This is a genomic window from Amycolatopsis sp. NPDC047767 (assembly GCF_040704195.1).
Lineage (GTDB): Bacteria > Actinomycetota > Actinomycetes > Mycobacteriales > Pseudonocardiaceae > Amycolatopsis.
Genome location: NZ_JBEYSJ010000041.1, coordinates 42,374 through 60,378, shown reverse-complemented (window position 1 = coordinate 60,378; position 18,005 = coordinate 42,374). Strand labels below are relative to the sequence as shown.

Here is an 18,005-nt window from a genome sequence, read left to right as displayed (position 1 = left end):
CCGGGTCACGCGTCACTCTAATGCCAACGCGACGATCACTGACCCCGTTCGGTCCAACGGTTTGCGGCAGCGAATCAGTTCGGCCGGTCCGGCACCGCGCGGCGGCGCGCCACGAGGTAGCCGGCGCCGCCGAGGAAGTAGCAGATCGTGGCCGCGATCATCAGCCCCGGCGAGTACCCGTTGTCCGGGATGAAGACCGCGCCGATGGCCACGGCGGCCACCTGGGTGATGTTGAACAGCGTGTCGTACAGGGCGAACACGCGGCCGCGGGCCTCGTCGGCGACGTCGAGCTGGATCGACGAATCGACACACAGCTTGAGCACCTGCCCCGCGCCCGTGATCAGGAACGACGCCAGCAACGCCAGCGGCAGCACGATCGGCAGCCCGAGCGCCGACTGGGCGACGGCGGCCACCAGCAGCGCACCGAGGATCGAGCGCAGCCGGCCGAAGCCGCGGATCAGCCGCGCGGTGAGCAAACCGGCGACGAGGATGCCGGCGCCGGCGAGCGCGGCCATCTGGCCGAGCCCGGGCAGGCCGGCGCGGAAGACCCCGTCGTCGGTGAAGTAGTTGCGCATCAGCAGCACGGTGACCAGCAACGAGATGCCGTAGGCCGCGCGGTGGGCGAACAGCGCGATGAAGCCGGCCGTCACGCTCGGCGCGCGCCAGGCGTGGCGGGCGCCGTCGGCGAGACCGCGGGCGACGGCGACGAACGGGTTCGGCGGCTCGTCGACGACCGTCGGCCCGAGCACCCCGCGTGTGAACCGCCGGGCGATCAGCGCCGAGAGCAGCGCACCCAACGCGGCGAACGCCGTGGTCTCGGCCGAGCCGAGGTTGTCCGCGCCGAAGACCGCGCGCAGCAGGATGGCGCACCCGCCGCCGACCACCGCCAGCGCCGACCCGAGTGTGGTCGCGAAGGCGTTGGCGGACACGACGCTCGACGCCGGGACCACGTGCGGCAGCGAAGCCGACAGACCGGAGCCGATGAAGCGCGACAAGCCTTCGGCCAGCAGCGCGAGGGAGAACAGCCCTGGTCCACCGAGGCCCGTGCCCACGGCGGCGGCCGAGGCGAGGATGGCGACCACCCGCAGCAGGTTCGCGAACACGAGCACGCGCCGGCGGTCCCACCGGTCGAGCAGCGCGCCCGCGAACGGTCCCACCACGGAGTACGGCAGCAGCAGCACCGCGAAGCCTTCGGCGATGGCCAGCGGGTCGGCGGCGCGTTCGGGGTTGAACAGCACGGCGCCCGCGAGGCCCGCCCGGTACACACCGTCGCCCCACTGCGCGGCGAACCGGGTGTAGAGCAGCCTGCGGAACTCGCGATCACGGACCAGGAGCTTCGGCCCGATCCGCTCCGTTGTCGCGCTGATCGTCACGGGGGCCAGCGTAGCTACGGGCCGAACGGCCCAGAAGGTCCTAATGAGCGCACTTCGCCCAGTGAAGCGCGGGCATTTTTACTGAGCTGTGACGCCCCTGGCGGACTGCTGAGCGGCGTGAAAGCGTTTTACCCAGAAGACTGACGTCTCCGAGAAAGGGGTGTGGCCATGACCGGCGCCGCGTCGCGGCTGGTGGGTGCCGCCGAGAAGCTGCTCGGAGCTGAGCTCCCGCTGCAGATCCGAGCGTGGGACGGTTCCCAGGCCGGTCCGGAGGGCGCGCCCGTGCTCGTGGTGCGCAACCGGCGCGCCCTGCGCCGCCTGCTGTTCAAGCCGGGTGAGCTGGGCCTGGGCCGTGCCTGGGTGTCCGGCGACCTCGGCCTCGAAGGGGATCTCTACATCGCGCTCGAAGCCATGGCGGGGCTGATCTGGGAGCGCGACGAGGCGGAGGGCGGCGGTGTCCTCAGCGCGCTGCGGGACCCGGAGGTGCGGGCCGCGATCGGTGAGCTGCTGAAGCTCGCCGGGCCGCCGTTGCCGCCGCCGCGACCGCCCGAGGAGGTGCGTCGACCTCGTCACCTGCACACGCGGCGCAGCGACAAGCGGGCGATCAGCCACCACTACGACGTGGGCAACGAGTTCTACGAGCTCGTCCTCGGGCCGTCGATGGTCTACTCGTGCGCGTACTGGTCCGAAAGCAGCACGTTGGAGACAGCCCAGCGCGACAAGCTCGAGCTCGCCTGCGCGAAGCTCGGCCTGCGTGAGGGCCAGCGGCTGCTCGACGTCGGCTGCGGCTGGGGCTCGATGGCGCTGCACGCGGCCCGGGAGCACGGCGTCCACGTCGTCGGCGTGACGATCTCGGAAGAGCAGGCCACCTACGCCCGCAAGCGCGTGGCGGAGGCGGGGCTGACCGACCGCGTGGAGATCCGCGTGCAGGACTACCGCGACGTCTCCGACGGCCCCTACGACGCGATCTCCTCCATCGGCATGGCCGAACACGTCGGTGCGGAGAGCTACCTGGAGTACGCCCGCGATCTGTATTCGCTGCTTCGTCCCGGCGGCAAGCTGCTCAACCACCAGATCGGCCGCCGCCCGCGCGATGACGAGTCCGAGTACCAGCTCGACGGGTTCATCGACGCCTACGTCTTCCCCGACGGCGAGCTCGCCCCGATCGGCACGACCGTGACACAGCTGGAGCGCGCCGGGTTCGAGGTGCGCGACGTCGAAGCGCTGCGCGAGCACTACGCGCTGACCCTGCGCCACTGGGTCGCCAACCTCGAAGCCGACTGGGACCGGGCCGCGCGGCTCGCCGGCGCCGGTCGCGCCCGCGTCTGGCGGCTGTACATGGCGGCTTCGGCGCTCGCGTTCGAGGGCAACCGCATCGGCGTGAACCAGGTCCTGGCGGTGCGGACGCCGGACGAGGGCTCGTCGGGTCTGCCGCTGCGCCCGCGGACGTGGCACGGCTGAAAAAGCTGGCGGCCGGCGCACTTGGTCGCCTCTCGGCGGCTTGGCGCAGTGTGGCTCCAGCCGAACTGGTATTCCACAAAGGCTGTTCTTCAGTGAGCCCGGGGGACACGGAGTGCGCCGGCCTACTGTTCCCAACGGGGCACGAGTGGTTGGTGTTCCCGTGCCGACGGAAATTCTCGCGGCGGGAAGTGGGAGGATTGGCGGCGTGCCAGCGGACGCCGAGGTTGAACCGGGAACGCTCCTGGTCGCCGCACCCACGATGTTCGACCCGAACTTCAAGCGGACCGTGGTCTTCGTCATCGACCACCGCGACGAGGGCACGCTCGGCGTGGTCCTGAACCGCCCGAGCGACGTCCCTGTTCACGACGTTCTGCCCAACTGGGGTGGCCACGTGGCGGAGCCGCAGTCGGTGTTCGTCGGCGGTCCGGTGGAGAAGAAAACGGCTCTGTGCCTGGCCGCGCTGCGCACGGGCGAGACGGCGGCGAGCGTGCCCGGCGTGATCGCCGTGCGCGGACCGGTGGCGCTCGTGGATCTCGACACGGATCCCGAAGCGCTCGTGCCGAAGGTGCGCGGCGTACGCGTCTTCGCCGGCTACGCGGGCTGGGACTCCGGACAGCTGGCGGGTGAGATCGAGCGCGACGACTGGGTCATCGTGCCCGCGTTGCCGAGCGACATCCTGGCGTCGCCCAACCGCGACCTCTGGGGTCAGGTGCTGCGCCGCCAGGGCGTGCCGATCGCGTTGCTGGCCACCCACCCGGGCGACCTGCAGCGGAACTAGCTGTCGGCCTTCTGGAACACGCCGCAGCCACCCGAGCCGCACGCGCAGCCGGCGCAGCCCGCAGGGGCGGCCGGAGCCGGGGCGGGCACGGTCAGCGCGGCGCGGGCGCCGAGCACCCCGCCACCCACGACCAGCACCAGCATGCCCAGCACACCAACGAAAGCTGCGGCGATGATCCCGGCCGTGGTGCCGGTGGCGATGCCGGCCAGCCCGGCGATCACGCCGACGGCGCCGCCCGCGAGCGTCGGCACGCTCGCCACGCGGTTGGCCAGTTTGAAGGCGGCGTCACTGCGCAGCGAAGCCGCCGTGCGGACACCGGTACCGCTTTCGCGGGTCAGCCGTTCGCGGAAGCCGAGGAAGCCACCCCAGCCGACGACGAGACCCAGCACGATCGGGACGAGCGCGATAGCGAACACCCCCTGAGGATAAGCGTGACCTCGCGGCAACGTGGTGGATACCCTCGTCCGTTGTGCTACACGCCATGTCTTCGTCCAAGCGACGCCGCATGCTCACCGCTGCCCTGATCGGGGCACTGCCCCTGTCCTTGCTCGCCGCCCCGGCGGCGAACGCTGCGGAGAGTCACGCCCGCCCCATCCGCCTCATCGGCGAACAGATCGTGCCCAACGCCCTTCAGTTCCAGGGCACCACCGTCGGCGGCCTGTCGTCGATCGACTTCGACCCGCGCACCGGCGGTTACGCGTTCATCTGCGACGACCGCTCCGCGATCAACCCCGCCCGCTTCTACACAGCGAAGTTCTCCCTCGACGCGCACCACCTCGGCCCGGTGACCTTCACCGGCACGAAGCCGCTGCTGCGTCCCGACGGCACGCCGTACCCGCCGCTCGCGCAGAACAACCCGACAGCGCCGCAGAACGAGCAGACGATCGACCCCGAAGAGCTGCGCGTGGACCCGTGGACCGGGGACTACCTGTGGTCGCAGGAAGGCGAGCGCACCGCCACGACGCTGATCGACCCGTCGATCCGGGAGGCGAGCCGCACCGGCAAGTACGTGCGTGACCTGCCGATCCCGGCCGACGAGAAGATGACGCCCGACGCCGGGCCGCGCCAGAACCTGGTGCTCGAAGGCCTCACCTACGCGGGCCTCGGCTCCGTCGTCGCCAGCGAGGTCGAAAGCCCGCTGCTGCAGGACGGTCCCCTGCCGACCCCGGAGGCGGGCGGGCTTTCGCGGATCACGCTGCAGTCGCGTTTCGGCCCGGTGTTCGCGCAGTACGCGTACCCACAGGAGCCGGTGTTCGCGCAGTCCGTGCCGCCCACCGCGCTCGGCAGCAACGGGGTGTCCTCGATGCTCGCCGTCAACTCGGTCGACCCGACGCGCTACCTGATGATGGAGCGCGCGTTCGTACCCGGCGTGGGTAACAAGGTGCGCATCTACGAGATCGACACGAAGGGTGCGACGAACGTCCTGAACGTGAAGTCGCTCGCCGACGCGAAGCACGTGAAGCCGGTGAAGAAGAAGCTGCTGCTGGACGTCGCCGACTTCAAGCTGTCCACGGTGGACAACATCGAAGGCATGACCTGGGGCCCGACGCTGCCGAACGGCGAACGCAGCCTCGTGCTCGTCAGCGACAACAACTTCTCCGCGAGCCAGGTGACGCAGGTCATCGCTTTGGCGGTCCCTTCAGAACAGCTTTGACCACCACGTGCTGTTGCTGATGGTTACCAATCCGGCCACAGTCACGGCGGAAACCGTTACTTACGAGGTCACGTCCGGTCGGTGTCCGCCTGCTTTTGGCCGGATTGGTAACATGACCTCATGAACACGGCTCGGCTGCTCCTTGGCCTGCCGCGCTGACTCGGCCAACCCTTGGCCCGGCCGGCGCGGCGACCCCTCATGCCTTCGGGCTTGAGGGGTCGAGTTGTTTCTGGAGTGGTCCGATCACGGAGGAAGACGGCGATGACAGAGTCCACGGCGCCCACCCCGACCACGGGTGACGGCGCTCCCGGCGCCGAGAACACCCCGCCGCACCGCTACACCGCGGAGCTCGCGGGGCAGATCGAGCGCCGCTGGCAGGACTACTGGTCCGACCACGGCACCTACCACGCGCCGAACCCGACGGGCGCGCTGGCGGTCGAGGGCGAGCAGGTGCCGTCGGACAAGCTGTTCGTGCAGGACATGTTCCCGTACCCGTCCGGCTCGGGCCTGCACGTCGGGCACCCGCTGGGCTACATCGGCACGGACGTGTACGCGCGCTACCACCGCATGATCGGCCGCAACGTGCTGCACACGCTGGGGTACGACGCGTTCGGCCTGCCGGCCGAGCAGTATGCGGTGCAGACCGGCACGCACCCGCGCACGACCACCGAGGCGAACATCGCCACGATGCGCAGCCAGCTGAAGCGCCTGGGCCTGGGCCACGACGAGCGCCGGTCGATCGAGACGATCGACCCGGCCTACTACAAGTGGACCCAGTGGATCTTCCTGCAGATCTTCAACTCCTACTACGACGACGAGGCGGGCAAGGCGCGCCCGATCGAGCACCTGGAGAAGGCGTACGCCTCGGGTGAGCGCGCGACGCCGGACGGGCGCGCGTGGAGCGAGCTGAGCGACGTCGAGCGCCGCAAGGTCATCGACGACCACCGCCTGGTCTACATCTCCGAGGCGCCGGTGAACTGGGCGCCGGGCCTGGGCACGGTCGTCGCCAACGAAGAGGTGACCGCCGACGGGCGCAGCGACCGGGGCAACTTCCCCGTGTTCCGCAAGAACCTGCGCCAGTGGATGATGCGGATCACCGCGTACTCCGATCGCCTGGTCGACGACCTGGACCTGCTGGACTGGCCCGAGAAGGTCAAGTCCATGCAGCGCAACTGGGTCGGGCGCTCGCAGGGCGCGCGGGTCGCGTTCAAGGCCGGCGACGAGAAGATCGAGGTCTTCACGACCCGGCCCGACACGCTGTTCGGCGCCACCTACATGGTGCTGGCGCCCGAGCACCCGCTGGTCGACAAGCTGACGCCGGCCGAGTGGCCCGGCGAGCACCCGCAGGCGTGGACCGGCGGCGCGAAGACCCCGGCCGACGCCGTCGCGGAGTACCGCCTGGCGACGTCGCGCAAGTCCGATCTGGACCGGCAGGAGAACAAGGAGAAGACCGGCGTCTTCACCGGCGCGTATGCCGTGAACCCGGTCAACGGCAAGGAAATCCCGGTTTTCATCGGCGACTACGTGCTGATGGGCTACGGCACCGGCGCGATCATGGCCGTGCCGGCGCAGGACCAGCGCGACTACGACTTCGCGAAGAAGTTCGAGCTGGAGATCATCCGCACGGTCGACCCGGGCGAGGGTTTCGACGGCGAGGCGTTCACCGGCGAGGGCGCGGCGATCAACTCGGCCAACGACACCGTCTCGCTGGACGGCATGGGCGTGGCCGACGCGAAGAAGACGATCATCGCGTGGCTGGAGGAGAACGGCCACGGCGAGGGCACCGTGCAGTACAAGCTGCGCGACTGGCTGTTCGCCCGCCAGCGCTACTGGGGTGAGCCGTTCCCGATCGTCTACGACGAGAGCGGGCTGCCGATCGCGCTGCCCGAGGACCAGCTGCCCGTGGTGCTGCCGGAGGTCGACGACTACTCGCCGAAGACCTTCGAACCGGACGACGCCGACTCCGAGCCGTCGCCGCCGCTGTCGCGCGCGACCGACTGGGTCGAGGTCACCCTGGACCTGGGCGACGGGCCGAAGAAGTACCGCCGCGACACCAACGTGATGCCGCAGTGGGCGGGTTCGTGCTGGTACCAGCTGCGTTACGTCGACCCGGACAGCCCCGACGTGTTCTGCGCGCCGGAGAACGAGGCCTACTGGATGGGCCCGCGCCCGGCCGAGCACGGCGTCGACGACCCGGGCGGCGTCGACCTGTACGTCGGCGGCGTCGAGCACGCGGTGCTGCACCTGCTGTACTCGCGCTTCTGGCACAAGGTGCTGTACGACCTGGGCCACGTGTCGTCGAAGGAGCCGTACCGGCGCCTGTTCAACCAGGGCTACATCGAGGCGTACGCCTACACGGACAAGCGCGGCGTGCACGTGCCGGCCGACGAGGTCGTGGAGCGCGACGGCAAGTTCTTCCTGGGTGACGAGGAGGTCACCCAGGAGTACGGGAAGATGGGCAAGAGCCTGAAGAACGCCGTGACGCCCGACGAGATGTCGGACACCTACGGCGCCGACACCTTCCGCGTGTACGAGATGTCCATGGGCCCGCTGGACATGTCGCGTCCCTGGGCGACCAAGGACGTCGTCGGCGCGCACCGCTTCCTGCAGCGCCTGTGGCGCCTGCTGATCGACGAGCAGACCGGCGAGCTGCGCGTGACCGCCGACGACCCGTCGGAGACCGACCGCAAGCTGCTGCACCGCACCATCGCCGGCGTCCGCGAGGACTACGCGGAGATGCGCTTCAACACCGCGGGCGCGAAGCTGATCGAGCTGAACAACCACCTGACCAAGGTGTACGGCTCGGCCGCGGGCACGCCGCGCGAGGTGGCGGAGCCGCTGGTGCTGCTGCTGGCCCCGCTGGCCCCGCACGTCGCCGAGGAGCTGTGGCACCGCATGGGCCACGTCGACTCCCTGGTCCACGGCCCCTTCCCGGTCGTCGACGAGAAGTACCTGGTCGAGGACTCGGTGGAGTACCCGATCCAGGTCAACGGCAAGGTCCGCGCCCGCGTGACCGTGCCGGCCGACGCCGCTTCCGAGGCCGTGCAGGCCGCGGCCCTGGCTGAGGAGAAGGTCGCCGCCTTGGTGGGCGACAAGACGCCCCGCAAGGTGATCGTGGTCCCGGGGCGGCTGGTCAACATCGTGCTGTGAACCGGCGGCTTGAATCAGCGTGTGAATTCGTGCGTTCCGGCCCGGGTCTCGTGCCCGGGCCGGTAACGTGCTCGCCGTGCGTAGTCGATCGCTCACCGTTCTGCTGCTGGCGCTGACCCTCGCCGGGTGCGCTGTCGCGCCCGCTCCCGCTCCGGGCAAGCCGGCCCCGACGTTGCCCGCCGAGTCGGTCGCCTACGACCAGCTGCCGGTGATCACCAGCCGCGCGCCGCTCTTTCCGGGCACGTGCGCGCAGTTCGAACAGAACGCGCAGCTCCGGGCCGCGTTCGAGGTCGAGAAGATGCAGTTCAACGGGTACCAGAATTTGTGCTCGCTGACCCGCGCCAGCGGCCCGACCGCCTTCGTGGGCGCACTCGATCCGAACGACCGGGTTCCGGATCCTTGGGTGGGTACCTGGGGCGCCTACTCATACACGCTGCACCACTTCCGGCGAACATTGCTGCAGGAAAATCGCTACTACGCGGTCGACAGCCTCGACGTGAACGGGTGCACGGTTTCGGTCAACACGGGCGCGAAGCAGGTCCTTGAAGTCTCCCTCCAGTTCAACGAGAGCGGTGGCGAGCTGGCGGGAGACAGCGTCGACGCCGACCGGCGGATCGCCGCGAAGTCCTGCCCGGAGACCGAACGCCTCGCCGAGACGTACCTCAAGATCGTCGATCCCGGCGGCGGCTCGCTCGCCCGTTAAGCGGCTTCCCGTGTGCCGGCGCGGAAGATGGCGACCGCGGCCAGCCCGAGCCACAGGATCAGCGAGGTGACCAGCGCGATCACCCCGTGCTGTGACACGCCGGACAGCTGCCGCGCGGGCTCGATCGGGTCGACCCACCCCGCGAAGTCGATGTTGCCCTGCAGGATCGTGAACAGCAGCGACACCAGCACGTAGGTGGTGATCGCACCGGCGGTGTTGGGGATGAGCCAGCCGACCGTCACCGCGAGCAGGGTCATGCAGAGCGCGCCGATGAAACACGCCGCGACGACCATGCCGGGCCGGAAGACGAGCAGGTTTTGGATGTCGCGCGCGTCGAGACGGCCGGAGTAGAACGTGAACGTCATCAGGACGTGGACACCGCTGATCAGCAGCCACGCACCCACGGCGATGGTGGCCTGTGCGAACACGTACCGCATCCGCGAAGGCTGCACCAGCAGCGTCGGCTGCGAGCTCCGGTAGTGCCACTCGGCCGCGATCAGCTTCACCAGCGTGAGGTCGACCAGAACCGCGGCGAGCCGCACCGTGAGGAACACCGGGCCGAGCTGCCGCGTGAGCGTGTTGGGGCGCGACGAGTCGACCATGAACATGATCGAGAGCACCACCAGCCCGATGGGGGCGGCGATGAGCAGGATCTTGTCCGCCACTGTCGCGCTCATCTTCCGCAGCTCGACACCCACCACCGTGCCGAATGAAGCTCGCTTCGCAGCACCGGTGGCCCACGCCGGCTGCTGCTGTGTAGCCGTCTGCATCGGGATCATCGCGGACCTCCCGTGAGGCGGAAGAAGAGCTCTTCCAGGTTCTGCTGTTCCTCGGCCAGCCCGAGCACCCGCACCTGCGCGCCGAACGCGATCTCCGAGACGCGCTCCGTCTGGGCGGCGACGGACAGCGCGTCGGGGCCGGTCTGGCGGACGTCGAGGCCAGCGCGTTGCAGGGCAGTGCCGAGTTTGGGCACGTCGTTGGTGCGCACGACCGTCCGCGCGGGGCCGGCGAAGCTGGTGAGCGGACCGTCGGCGACGACGCGGCCGTGGCCGATCATCACGATGCGGTCGGCCGTCTGGTCCACTTCGGACAGTACGTGGCTGGACAGCAGCACGGTGCCGCCGCGCTGGGCGTAGCCGCGCAGAAGCTGTCGTGTGGAGCGGATTCCTTCGGGGTCGAGGCCGTTGATGGGCTCGTCGAGGATGAGCACGGGCGGGTCGGCCAGCAGCGCGTGCGCGAGCCCGAGGCGCTGGCGCATGCCGAGGCTGTACTTGCCGATGCGCCGGTTCGCCGCGTCGCTGAGCCCGACCTGCGCGAGCACCTGGTCGGCGCGTGAACTGGGCAGCCGCATGAGTTTGGCGCCGTTCACGAGGTGGTGGCGTCCCGTGCGGCCGGGGTGCACGGCGGCCGCGTCGAGCAGCACGCCCGCGACGTGTCCCGGGTTGGGCCAGTCCCCGAACCGCCGCCCGGCGATCGTCGCCGTGCCCGCGGTGGGGCGCGTCAGGCCGCAGATCATGCGCAGCGTGGTCGACTTCCCGGCGCCGTTCGGCCCGAGGAACGCGGTGACGGTGCCGGGCTGCAACGCGAACGACACGTTCTCCACCACCCGGCGCCCGTCGTAGTCCTTCACCAGCCCCTGGACGTGCAGCAACCCCCGGCCCTCCCCTTCAAGATCCGAAGGTGAGTTTGTCACAACCCGTGTCCGTCCGTGCACGAAACCGAACTTGCGGGGTTCGGCGACGAACGGCGGAGCACCTCGGTGAGGGCGGGCGCGTGGTCACTGTCGGTCGACGGCGGCCGCGCGGCCTAGCCGGCGTACAACCCCACGTCACGGGCCAGGTCGGTGAGGATGGCCTCGAAGAGGATGTCCGGCTTCGACACGGGGATCGGGTAGTTGCCGAACACCTCAAGCGTCACGTGGCCGTAGAGGCGGGCCCAGAACTGGATCATCAGGTACGTCAGCCCGAGGTCCAGCTTCTCGGGCGCGATCGCGCGGCCCGACTCGCCGAGCACGGCGAGCAGCTCGCTCTGGAACGCGGTGAGGTCGTCGCGCAGTTCGGGCGGGACGACGTCATTCGGCGGCATCACCAGGTCGTGCGTGGCGAGGACCTGGCCGGCGGCGGCGAGGAAGATGCGGCCGAACGGCTCGTCGAGGCGGTGCAGCGCGCTGCCCGCGGTGGTGCCGACGCCGCCCGTGGGCGACGCGAACACCAGCGTGAACTCCTTGGTGTGCGTGAGCGCCCAGCGGCGGAAGCCTTTGCAGATGGCGAACAGCTGCGCCATGCCGTCTTCGGGCAGCACGGCGACGTCCTCGGCCAACTCGGCGGCGAGGTCGGCGATCACGTCGAGACGCAGGTTCTCGACCAGGTCGTCGCGCGATTCGTAGTAGCGGTACAGGGCCGGCGCGGTGATGCCCAGCTCCCGGGCGATCGCCCGGAGCGTCACGGCGTCCGGACCCTGTTCGACCAGCAGTCTCCGGGCGGTCCGGCGGATGTCCTGCTCGGTAGCCGCTCGCGCGCGGCCCCTTCGCGTGGGGCTGCTCATCCGGACATTCTAGGTGGTCGGCACCGTTGTTCCCGTAACAACGCGGCCGGAGAGCAGCCGGGCCTGCAGATCGGTGAGCGGACGCAGCACCCACATGGCCACCACGACCATGCCCAGCGCGCACCAGAAGTGCACGAGCCAGGCCCCCACGAGCGACGGCCCGCCCCACGATTCGTAGGCGGTCGCGGGGTCCCAGAACAGGCCGTAAGTCGCGATCCGCCACACCAGAAACCCGATGAGCAGGGAAAACGGGATGGCCACCACGCTCACCCCGGTGGCGGCCAGGTAGCGAGGGGTCCCTTCGCGCGGCGGGACGTCGAGGAGCCGTTCGGCGAGCAGCTGCCGGGTGCGTCTGCCGCCGAAGCACGCGGGCAGGGCGAGGAGGGCGTAGAGCACCCGTTTCCAGTCCGAGATTTTCATGCGATCGACGCTAGGGACCGTTGAGCTGCGAAAACACCCGGCCGTCCGCCGAACGGGGTAGGGAAACCCCGACCGCGTTCTGTCACACTTCGTCCGAGATGGACGAAATCACGACGGTCACTTACCCCGCGCCCGTCCCGCCGGATGAGGTGCGGCTGGCGACGTTGCTGCTCCTGGTTCCCGGGCTCCTGATCGCGGGCTTCGGCGGCCTCCTCATGGCGGCGAGCCGCGGCGGCCTGTACGTGGGTTCCGTGATCGCCCTGGTCGGACTCGTGTTGCTGGGCTGCATCCCCATCGGGCGGCGCGGCATGCGCAAGGAGCGGCTGAGCGTCGAGGTCGCCCCGCGCGGTCTGCGGTTGCCCGTCCGCGACGCGCGGCTCGTGCTGCCGTGGGAGGACTTCAGCGCGGTCGTGCTGGTCGAGAAGCACAACCGGGTCGAGGTGTACCTGGCGCCGGCTCCCGCTGCCGAGGATCGGCTGGTCAAGCGCTTCAGCCGCCGCGGACCCCACGGCTTCGTCCTGTCGACGCGGTTCGAACCCGGCGAGGCGCACCGGCTGGCGGCCGCGGTCGAGACGGTGCGGCCGGGGCTGGTGCGGTGGCCGTCGCTGGAGGTGCGGCGCGGCGGGTTCGGCCCGCAGCGCGTGGCGACGACCGTGGTGCGGTGGTCTTCGGTGAAGCCGGTGCCGGAGGCCGGCGAGAGCGTGAAGGTGCGTGCGAGCAAGGCTTCGGGCGCGCGGCAAGCGGCGATCGGGGGCACGGTGGCGTTGTTCGTGGCGGTGCTCGTCGTGCGGCTGTGGCTGCCGGTCACGGTGCCCGGGCTGATCGCGGTCGCGGTGTGCGCCGGCGCGCTGGTCTGGACCCGCCACCGCGGCACGCGGGGCGTGTTCACTGTGGACGGCCTTGGCGTCACGTGGATACCTCGGCACGCCAACGGGGTCGTGGTGCGACGCGAAGAGATTTCCGCCCTGACGGCCGAGGCGGGCGGCGTCGTGCGCGTGCTGTCGCGCGACGGCAACGACTTCGTGCTCGCTTCGGACGTTTCGATGCCGGCCGCGCGGACCGTGGCCGCGCTGGTCGGGGCGCCGCCGACGCCGATCACTCGGGGGGCTACGTGATCGGCGCCGGCGACCCGATGCCCTCTCCGGTGCGCTTCCGGTCGGGGCAACGCCACTGGCTCAAGGACAGTGACGCTCCACAAGAGCGGAACCCGTGTCAGAAGTGACGCCTGGGGGACATGGATCCCCCGATCGAGTGACGGGCAGCCGCTGCTCGCCTGATTGTCGCACTGGGCGCCGGATAAGTTACAAAAACCTTCACTTTTGCGCACGGACGGTGGGTGACCTGTGCCCGGGCGCACCCGTGGCAAGGTGTCGACCATGTGCGCAGCCGTGCTGGTGGTGGGTTCCGCCAACGCCGACCTCGTCGTCCCCGTCGACCGCCGCCCGGCCGGCGGCGAGACCGTTCTGGGCGGCGACACCGTCCTGTCGCCGGGCGGCAAGGGCGCGAACACGGCCGTCGCGGCGGGCCGGCTGGGTGCGGATGTGGCTCTGCTGGGCGCCGTGGGATCGGACCCGTACGGCGCGTTGTTGCGGGATTCCCTGGCGGGCGCGGGAGTCTCGACGGCGTTTCTGCGCGTCGTCGACCGCCCGACCGGGATCGCGTACATCACCGTCACCCCGGACGGGGAGAACTCGATCCTGGTCTCACCGGGCGCGAACTCGGCGTTGACGCCCGCGGACATCACGCCCGAGGCTCTCGCCGGGGCCGCCGTGGTGGTCCTGTCGCTGGAAGTCCCGCTGCCGACCGTGGAGCACGCCGTCCGACGCGCGTCCGACGCCGGCGCGAAGGTGCTGCTCAACCTCTCACCCGCCGCCCGGTTGTCCCCTTCGACCCTGGCCGCGGTCGACGTCCTGCTGGTCAACGAACACGAAGCCGCCTACCTCCTCGGCTCGACCGACGCCGATCCCCGCAAGCTGCTCGACCTGGGCCCGCGCGCCGCCGTCGTCACCCTGGGCGCGAAGGGCGCCGTTGTGGTGACCCCTGACGGCGTCACGGAAGTCCCTTCGCCGCCCGTCACCGCCGTCGACACCACTGGCGCGGGCGACGCCTTCGCCGGCGCCCTCGCCGCCTCCCTGGCCGAGGGCACCACCCTCCCCGACGCCGCCCGCCGCGCCGCGCGCGTGGCCGCACTCAGCGTGACTCGCGCGGGTGCACAGCCCTCCTACCCGACGCTCGACGATCTGGAATGACCCAGGGGCGGGCTGACAACCGGAGGACGGGGGTTGCCTTGCGCGAGTGAGGGGACGACCGTCGCAGGGATGAAGCGAGGTGAGGAGGTGGCGAAGGTGCAGCAGAGCCAGGAGCGCCGGCAAGTGTGGCCAACGCCAAGGCCGACGCCGCGAGCCATCCACGGCCATCTGAGCTATGGTCTAGACCATGTCTGAGAGCCAGTCCGCCACCGGCATGACCCTGAGCGGTGTCGCGGTGAGTCCGGGGCGTGCGAGCGGTCCTGTGGTGCGTGTTGCCGAGCCGTTGGGGGAGCCCGCGAGCACGCCGGCGCCGGCTGATGCGGCCGTGGAGGCCGCCCGGATCGAGCCTGCGGCGCAGGCGGTTGCCGCGCGGTTGGAGGCGCAGGCCGAGAGTGCGACGGGTGAGGCGGCGACGATCCTCATCACGACTGCCGCGATGGCGGCCGACCCGGCGTTGGCCACGCAGGCGCGGCAGCTGGTGACGGCGCAGAACCTGCCCGCGGCGCGCGCCGTCTACCAGGCCGCCGAGGGGTTCGCCGAGGCCTTGGCCGCGGCCGGCGGCTACATGGCCGAGCGGGTGCGCGACGTGCGGGACGTGCGCGACCGGCTGGTGGCCGAGTTGCTCGGCGTCGCGCCGCCGGGGGTGCCGGAGTTGGCGGCGCCCAGCGTGCTGGTCGCCCGCGACCTGGCGCCCGCCGACACCGCCGGGCTGGATCCGGCGAAGGTGCTCGCCCTGGTCACCGAGGAGGGCGGGCCCACGAGTCACACGGCGATCCTCGCTCGCGCCCTCGGGATTCCGGCCGTGGTGGCCGTGAGGGGGATCCTCGACCTCGGCGCGGAGGCGCTGGCCGTCGACGGCGACACGGGCCTCGTCCAACCGGCCGACCCGAACGCGCCCGTCGTCGCCGCCGTCGCGCAGGGGCCGGCCGAGTGGAACGGCACGGGCGCGACCGCGGACGGGCACGTCGTCAAGGTCTACGGCAACGTCGGCTCGCCGGCCGACGCGCAGGCGGCCGCGGACGCGGGTGCGGAGGGCGTCGGCCTGTTCCGCACCGAGTTCAGCTTCCTCGACGCCCCGGCGGAGCCGTCCGTCGACGAGCAGCGCAAGGCGTACGCGGCGGTGCTGGCGCCGTTCGGCGGCAAGCCGGTGATCGTGCGGACCCTCGACGCCGGCGCCGACAAGCCACTCGCCTTCCTCAACCCCGACGACGAGCCCAACCCCGCCCTCGGCGTGCGCGGCCTGCGCGTGGCGTTCGACCGGCCCGACGTGCTCGACCGCCAGCTCGAGGCCATCGCGGGCGCGGCCCAGGATTCGGGCGCCATCGTCTCCGTGATGGCCCCGATGGTCGCGACGGCCGAGGAAGCCGCCTGGTTCGCCGAGCGCGTGCGCGCGGCGGGCATCGAGCGCGCGGGCGTGATGATCGAGATCCCGGCTGCGGCGCTGTCCGCGCGGGAGATCCTGGACGTCGTCGACTTCGTCTCGGTGGGCACGAACGACCTCGCCCAGTACACGTTCGCGGCCGACCGCCAGCTCGGCGCCGTCGCGAAGCTGAACGATCCGTGGCAGCCCGCGTTGCTGCGGCTGCTCAAGCTGATCGGCGACGCGGCGAAGGCGACGGGCAAGCCCGCCGGCGTCTGCGGCGAAGCGGCGGCAGACCCGCGGCTCGCCGTGGTGCTCGCGGGCCTGGGCCTCACGAGCCTGTCGATGAACGCGGCGGCCGTGCGGGCCGTCGGCGCGTCGCTGGCCACGGTCACGCTGGCCGAGGCGGAAGTGAAAGCAACCAACGCCCTGGCCAGCGTCGATCCGGTCGCGGCGCGCGCGGCGGCGAACTGAAAAGACGGAGCCGGACCCGGCCGACGGATGGAAAACCGGGTCCGGCACCGCTTCACTGGTCAGCCGAAAAAGCCCCGCCGAGGGTTGCGGATGACCAGCGAGCCTCCGTGGATACGGCCCGTGATGACGTAGCGCGGGTTGCCGGCGCGGCCGTTGCTGCCGGTCTTGTCGTCGAGTGAGCCGAACTTGATCTCGGTGATCGAGTTGTAGTCCACCGCGGCCTGCGGCGGGATGATGATCTCGACCGAACCCCACTTGGAGTCCAGCTCGATCTCGACGACCGGCGTCGACACCTGGGCCTCGGTGAAGTCCAGCTTCGTGCTGCCGTACTTGTTGCGCACGACCATCGCCGGCGGCACCAGCCACGGGCCGCCGCGCTGCAGTGACGAGTACTTCGCGTTGAGCTCCAGCCGCTGACCGGGCGCATAAGTGCTGGTCGGCGCCTGATAAGCCGGGTAGCTCGGCGCGGCCGCCGGGTGCAGCAGCCCCGGCAGATCGGTGAGCACGGCGTTCAGTTCGCCGCGCGTACGCGACGCCAGCGCCTTGTCGGTGCGCTCCGTGAACTCGTCGAGGTTGAGCATTCCCAGCCCGATCGCCTTCTGCAGGACGGCGACGACGTGTTCGCGCTCGTCGTCCGACACCCGGATGTCGCGCGCGGTCAACGCCTTCGTCTCGGTCGCGGTCTCCGCGCCGGTCGTCTCTTCCTCGGCCATGCAAACGATGGTAGAACCGTATTTCCCTCGTCAGATCGGGGAAAAACCCTGAACAGACCCGTATTTCGCGCCGGCGTCGCCCTCGTTGCGACGAGCTTGCTGCTGGCCGCGTGTACGGGCGGGATCCCCACCCCGGCCCCCGTGCCGACGACCGAGCGCGCGGAACCCGTCGAACCCACCGGACCGCCCCCGACGGGAATCACGGGCTCGCTGACGACGGGCGGCATCGGCGTGGAGCTGCTGCTCGCCACCTCGCCGCCGACCCTGTTCGACGCCGACACCGGTGCGAAAGGCACGGTGCCCGGCGTGCCGGGCGGCGACCGGCTCGTCGCCGTGCAGCGCGTCGGCCACACCCCGGTGATCCTCACCTCGCCCCGGTGCCAGCAGATCTGCCAGCCGTTCGACGTCTACGCCTACGCGGGCGTGGCCACGCCGCTCGGCCAGGCGGTGAGCGTCGCGCCGGGCGCCGACGCCAAGAGCGTGTGGGTCATCCGCCAGGACGGCCCGGACAACTGCCGGCTCGAGCACGTGTCGCTCGCCGGCACGGCGCTGGGCGGCGGCAACACGGCGAGCTGCACCACGATCCTGCGGCAGGAGACCTCCCGAGGCCTGCTGATCACCGTGAACAACGGCACCGCCGAAACCGTCGACGTCCTCATCGACCCCGACACCGGCCGCACCGTGCAGCAGGCCCCGCGCATCCTCGCCGCGGCCGGCGACCGGCTGATCCTCGGCGGCCTCACGGAGCTCACCGTCGTCGACCTGCGCGACGGCACCCGCAAAGCCGTGCGCCCGCCGGCGGTCCAGGCCAGCCCCCTGATCGTGCCCAGCCGCGACGGCGCGGTCGCCGCCGTCGACTTCGGCACGCCCTCGTGGCACGGCACCGGCGCCCAGACGCGCGACCTGTGGCTGCTCGACCTCAACGACCTCACCTGGCTGCAGACCCCGTCGATGCCGTACACCACGCCCAACCTCAAGCAGTCGTCGCTGGACTGGACCGATGACGACGACCTGGTCATCGACGACGGGGTCGTCGCCGCCTGGCACCCCGGCGAACCCGCGTGGCGGCTCGGGAAGGCCAAGCTGACCGGCGCCCTGCAGACGGCCGCGGTCAGCGCTTCCTAGC

General features: G+C 70.8%; 16 protein-coding genes. 9 read left to right on the top strand and 7 right to left on the bottom strand.

Going from position 1 to position 18,005, the window contains the following annotated elements; genetic code table 11:
- Nucleotides 1-74 precede the first annotated feature (74 nt).
- Nucleotides 75-1,373 (bottom strand): MFS transporter, encoded by a 1,299-nt coding sequence (locus tag AB0878_RS42865; RefSeq protein ID WP_366587779.1) that lies wholly within the window; start codon nt 1,371-1,373, stop codon nt 75-77.
- A 168-nt stretch (nt 1,374-1,541) separates the two neighbouring features.
- Here AB0878_RS42865 and AB0878_RS42860 point away from each other — a divergent pair, with 168 nt between their 5' ends.
- Together AB0878_RS42860 and AB0878_RS42855 are read left to right on the top strand one after the other, a co-directional pair.
- Complete coding sequence (locus tag AB0878_RS42860; RefSeq protein ID WP_366587777.1) at nt 1,542-2,834, top strand: cyclopropane-fatty-acyl-phospholipid synthase family protein; 1,293 nt, start codon at nt 1,542-1,544, stop codon at nt 2,832-2,834.
- A 196-nt stretch (nt 2,835-3,030) separates the two neighbouring features.
- On the top strand, nt 3,031-3,612 hold the full coding sequence (locus AB0878_RS42855; RefSeq protein ID WP_285974395.1) for a YqgE/AlgH family protein: 582 nt from the start codon (nt 3,031-3,033) through the stop codon (nt 3,610-3,612).
- Here the strand turns inward: AB0878_RS42855 and AB0878_RS42850 are convergent.
- The gene (locus tag AB0878_RS42850; RefSeq protein ID WP_366587774.1) at nt 3,609-4,028 is read right to left on the bottom strand and encodes an SdpI family protein; all 420 of its coding nucleotides are present in this window, start codon (nt 4,026-4,028) and stop codon (nt 3,609-3,611) included. The two genes, AB0878_RS42855 and AB0878_RS42850, sit on opposite strands and share 4 nt — an antisense overlap.
- 65 nt (nt 4,029-4,093) lie before the next feature.
- Here AB0878_RS42850 and AB0878_RS42845 point away from each other — a divergent pair, with 65 nt between their 5' ends.
- From AB0878_RS42845 to AB0878_RS42835, 3 genes are all read left to right on the top strand, one after another.
- Complete coding sequence (locus AB0878_RS42845) at nt 4,094-5,266, top strand: esterase-like activity of phytase family protein (protein ID WP_366587772.1); 1,173 nt, start codon at nt 4,094-4,096, stop codon at nt 5,264-5,266.
- A 261-nt stretch (nt 5,267-5,527) separates the two neighbouring features.
- Nucleotides 5,528-8,416, top strand: coding sequence for a leucine--tRNA ligase (gene leuS / locus AB0878_RS42840; protein ID WP_366587770.1), 2,889 nt, complete (start codon nt 5,528-5,530; stop codon nt 8,414-8,416).
- A gap of 76 nt (nt 8,417-8,492) precedes the next feature.
- Complete coding sequence (locus AB0878_RS42835; protein ID WP_366587768.1) at nt 8,493-9,119, top strand: hypothetical protein; 627 nt, start codon at nt 8,493-8,495, stop codon at nt 9,117-9,119.
- Here AB0878_RS42835 and AB0878_RS42830 read toward each other — a convergent pair.
- From AB0878_RS42830 to AB0878_RS42815, 4 genes are all read right to left on the bottom strand, one after another.
- Nucleotides 9,116-9,898 carry a hypothetical protein gene (locus AB0878_RS42830; RefSeq protein ID WP_366587766.1) on the bottom strand — a complete coding sequence of 261 codons (783 nt, stop codon included), beginning with the start codon at nt 9,896-9,898 and terminating at the stop codon, nt 9,116-9,118. The genes AB0878_RS42835 and AB0878_RS42830 overlap by 4 nt on opposite strands.
- A complete protein-coding gene (locus AB0878_RS42825; RefSeq protein WP_366587764.1) occupies nt 9,895-10,770 on the bottom strand; it encodes an ATP-binding cassette domain-containing protein in 876 nt (291 codons plus the stop codon). The genes AB0878_RS42830 and AB0878_RS42825 overlap by 4 nt, the downstream gene beginning before the upstream one ends.
- A 155-nt stretch (nt 10,771-10,925) precedes the next feature.
- On the bottom strand, nt 10,926-11,663 hold the full coding sequence (locus AB0878_RS42820) for a TetR/AcrR family transcriptional regulator (protein ID WP_366587762.1): 738 nt from the start codon (nt 11,661-11,663) through the stop codon (nt 10,926-10,928).
- Nucleotides 11,664-11,672: 9 nt separating this feature from the next.
- A complete protein-coding gene (locus AB0878_RS42815; RefSeq protein WP_366587759.1) occupies nt 11,673-12,083 on the bottom strand; it encodes a hypothetical protein in 411 nt (136 codons plus the stop codon).
- A 98-nt stretch (nt 12,084-12,181) separates the two neighbouring features.
- Here AB0878_RS42815 and AB0878_RS42810 point away from each other — a divergent pair, with 98 nt between their 5' ends.
- The 3 genes from AB0878_RS42810 to ptsP all read left to right on the top strand — a co-directional run bounded on the left by AB0878_RS42810 (nt 12,182) and on the right by ptsP (nt 16,166).
- The gene (locus tag AB0878_RS42810) at nt 12,182-13,198 is read left to right on the top strand and encodes a hypothetical protein (protein WP_366587757.1); all 1,017 of its coding nucleotides are present in this window, start codon (nt 12,182-12,184) and stop codon (nt 13,196-13,198) included.
- A gap of 261 nt (nt 13,199-13,459) precedes the next feature.
- The gene (locus AB0878_RS42805; protein ID WP_366587754.1) at nt 13,460-14,332 is read left to right on the top strand and encodes a ribokinase; all 873 of its coding nucleotides are present in this window, start codon (nt 13,460-13,462) and stop codon (nt 14,330-14,332) included.
- A gap of 187 nt (nt 14,333-14,519) precedes the next feature.
- Nucleotides 14,520-16,166 carry a phosphoenolpyruvate--protein phosphotransferase gene (gene ptsP, locus AB0878_RS42800; protein ID WP_366587752.1) on the top strand — a complete coding sequence of 549 codons (1,647 nt, stop codon included), beginning with the start codon at nt 14,520-14,522 and terminating at the stop codon, nt 16,164-16,166.
- Nucleotides 16,167-16,225: 59 nt separating this feature from the next.
- On the opposite strand, the gene AB0878_RS42795 is transcribed toward ptsP, so the two are convergent.
- A complete protein-coding gene (locus AB0878_RS42795; RefSeq protein ID WP_366587750.1) occupies nt 16,226-16,879 on the bottom strand; it encodes a DUF1707 domain-containing protein in 654 nt (217 codons plus the stop codon).
- Between the two features lie 141 nt (nt 16,880-17,020).
- On the opposite strand from AB0878_RS42795, the gene AB0878_RS42790 reads away from it, so the two are divergent.
- Entirely contained in the window at nt 17,021-18,004 is a 984-nt protein-coding gene (locus tag AB0878_RS42790) for a hypothetical protein (RefSeq protein WP_366587748.1), read from the top strand.
- The last annotated feature ends 1 nt before the right edge of the window (nt 18,005 follow it).

Coding starts and splice junctions, on each gene's coding strand:
- AB0878_RS42860 (WP_366587777.1), top strand. CDS start 1,542: ATGACCGGCGCCGCGTCGCGGCTGGTGGGTGCCGCCGAGAAGCTGCTC.
- AB0878_RS42815 (WP_366587759.1), bottom strand. CDS start 12,083: ATGAAAATCTCGGACTGGAAACGGGTGCTCTACGCCCTCCTCGCCCTG.
- AB0878_RS42820 (WP_366587762.1), bottom strand. CDS start 11,663: ATGAGCAGCCCCACGCGAAGGGGCCGCGCGCGAGCGGCTACCGAGCAG.
- AB0878_RS42845 (WP_366587772.1), top strand. CDS start 4,094: ATGTCTTCGTCCAAGCGACGCCGCATGCTCACCGCTGCCCTGATCGGG.
- AB0878_RS42805 (WP_366587754.1), top strand. CDS start 13,460: ATGTGCGCAGCCGTGCTGGTGGTGGGTTCCGCCAACGCCGACCTCGTC.
- ptsP (WP_366587752.1), top strand. CDS start 14,520: ATGTCTGAGAGCCAGTCCGCCACCGGCATGACCCTGAGCGGTGTCGCG.
- leuS (WP_366587770.1), top strand. CDS start 5,528: ATGACAGAGTCCACGGCGCCCACCCCGACCACGGGTGACGGCGCTCCC.
- AB0878_RS42830 (WP_366587766.1), bottom strand. CDS start 9,898: ATGATCCCGATGCAGACGGCTACACAGCAGCAGCCGGCGTGGGCCACC.
- AB0878_RS42795 (WP_366587750.1), bottom strand. CDS start 16,879: ATGGCCGAGGAAGAGACGACCGGCGCGGAGACCGCGACCGAGACGAAG.
- AB0878_RS42810 (WP_366587757.1), top strand. CDS start 12,182: ATGGACGAAATCACGACGGTCACTTACCCCGCGCCCGTCCCGCCGGAT.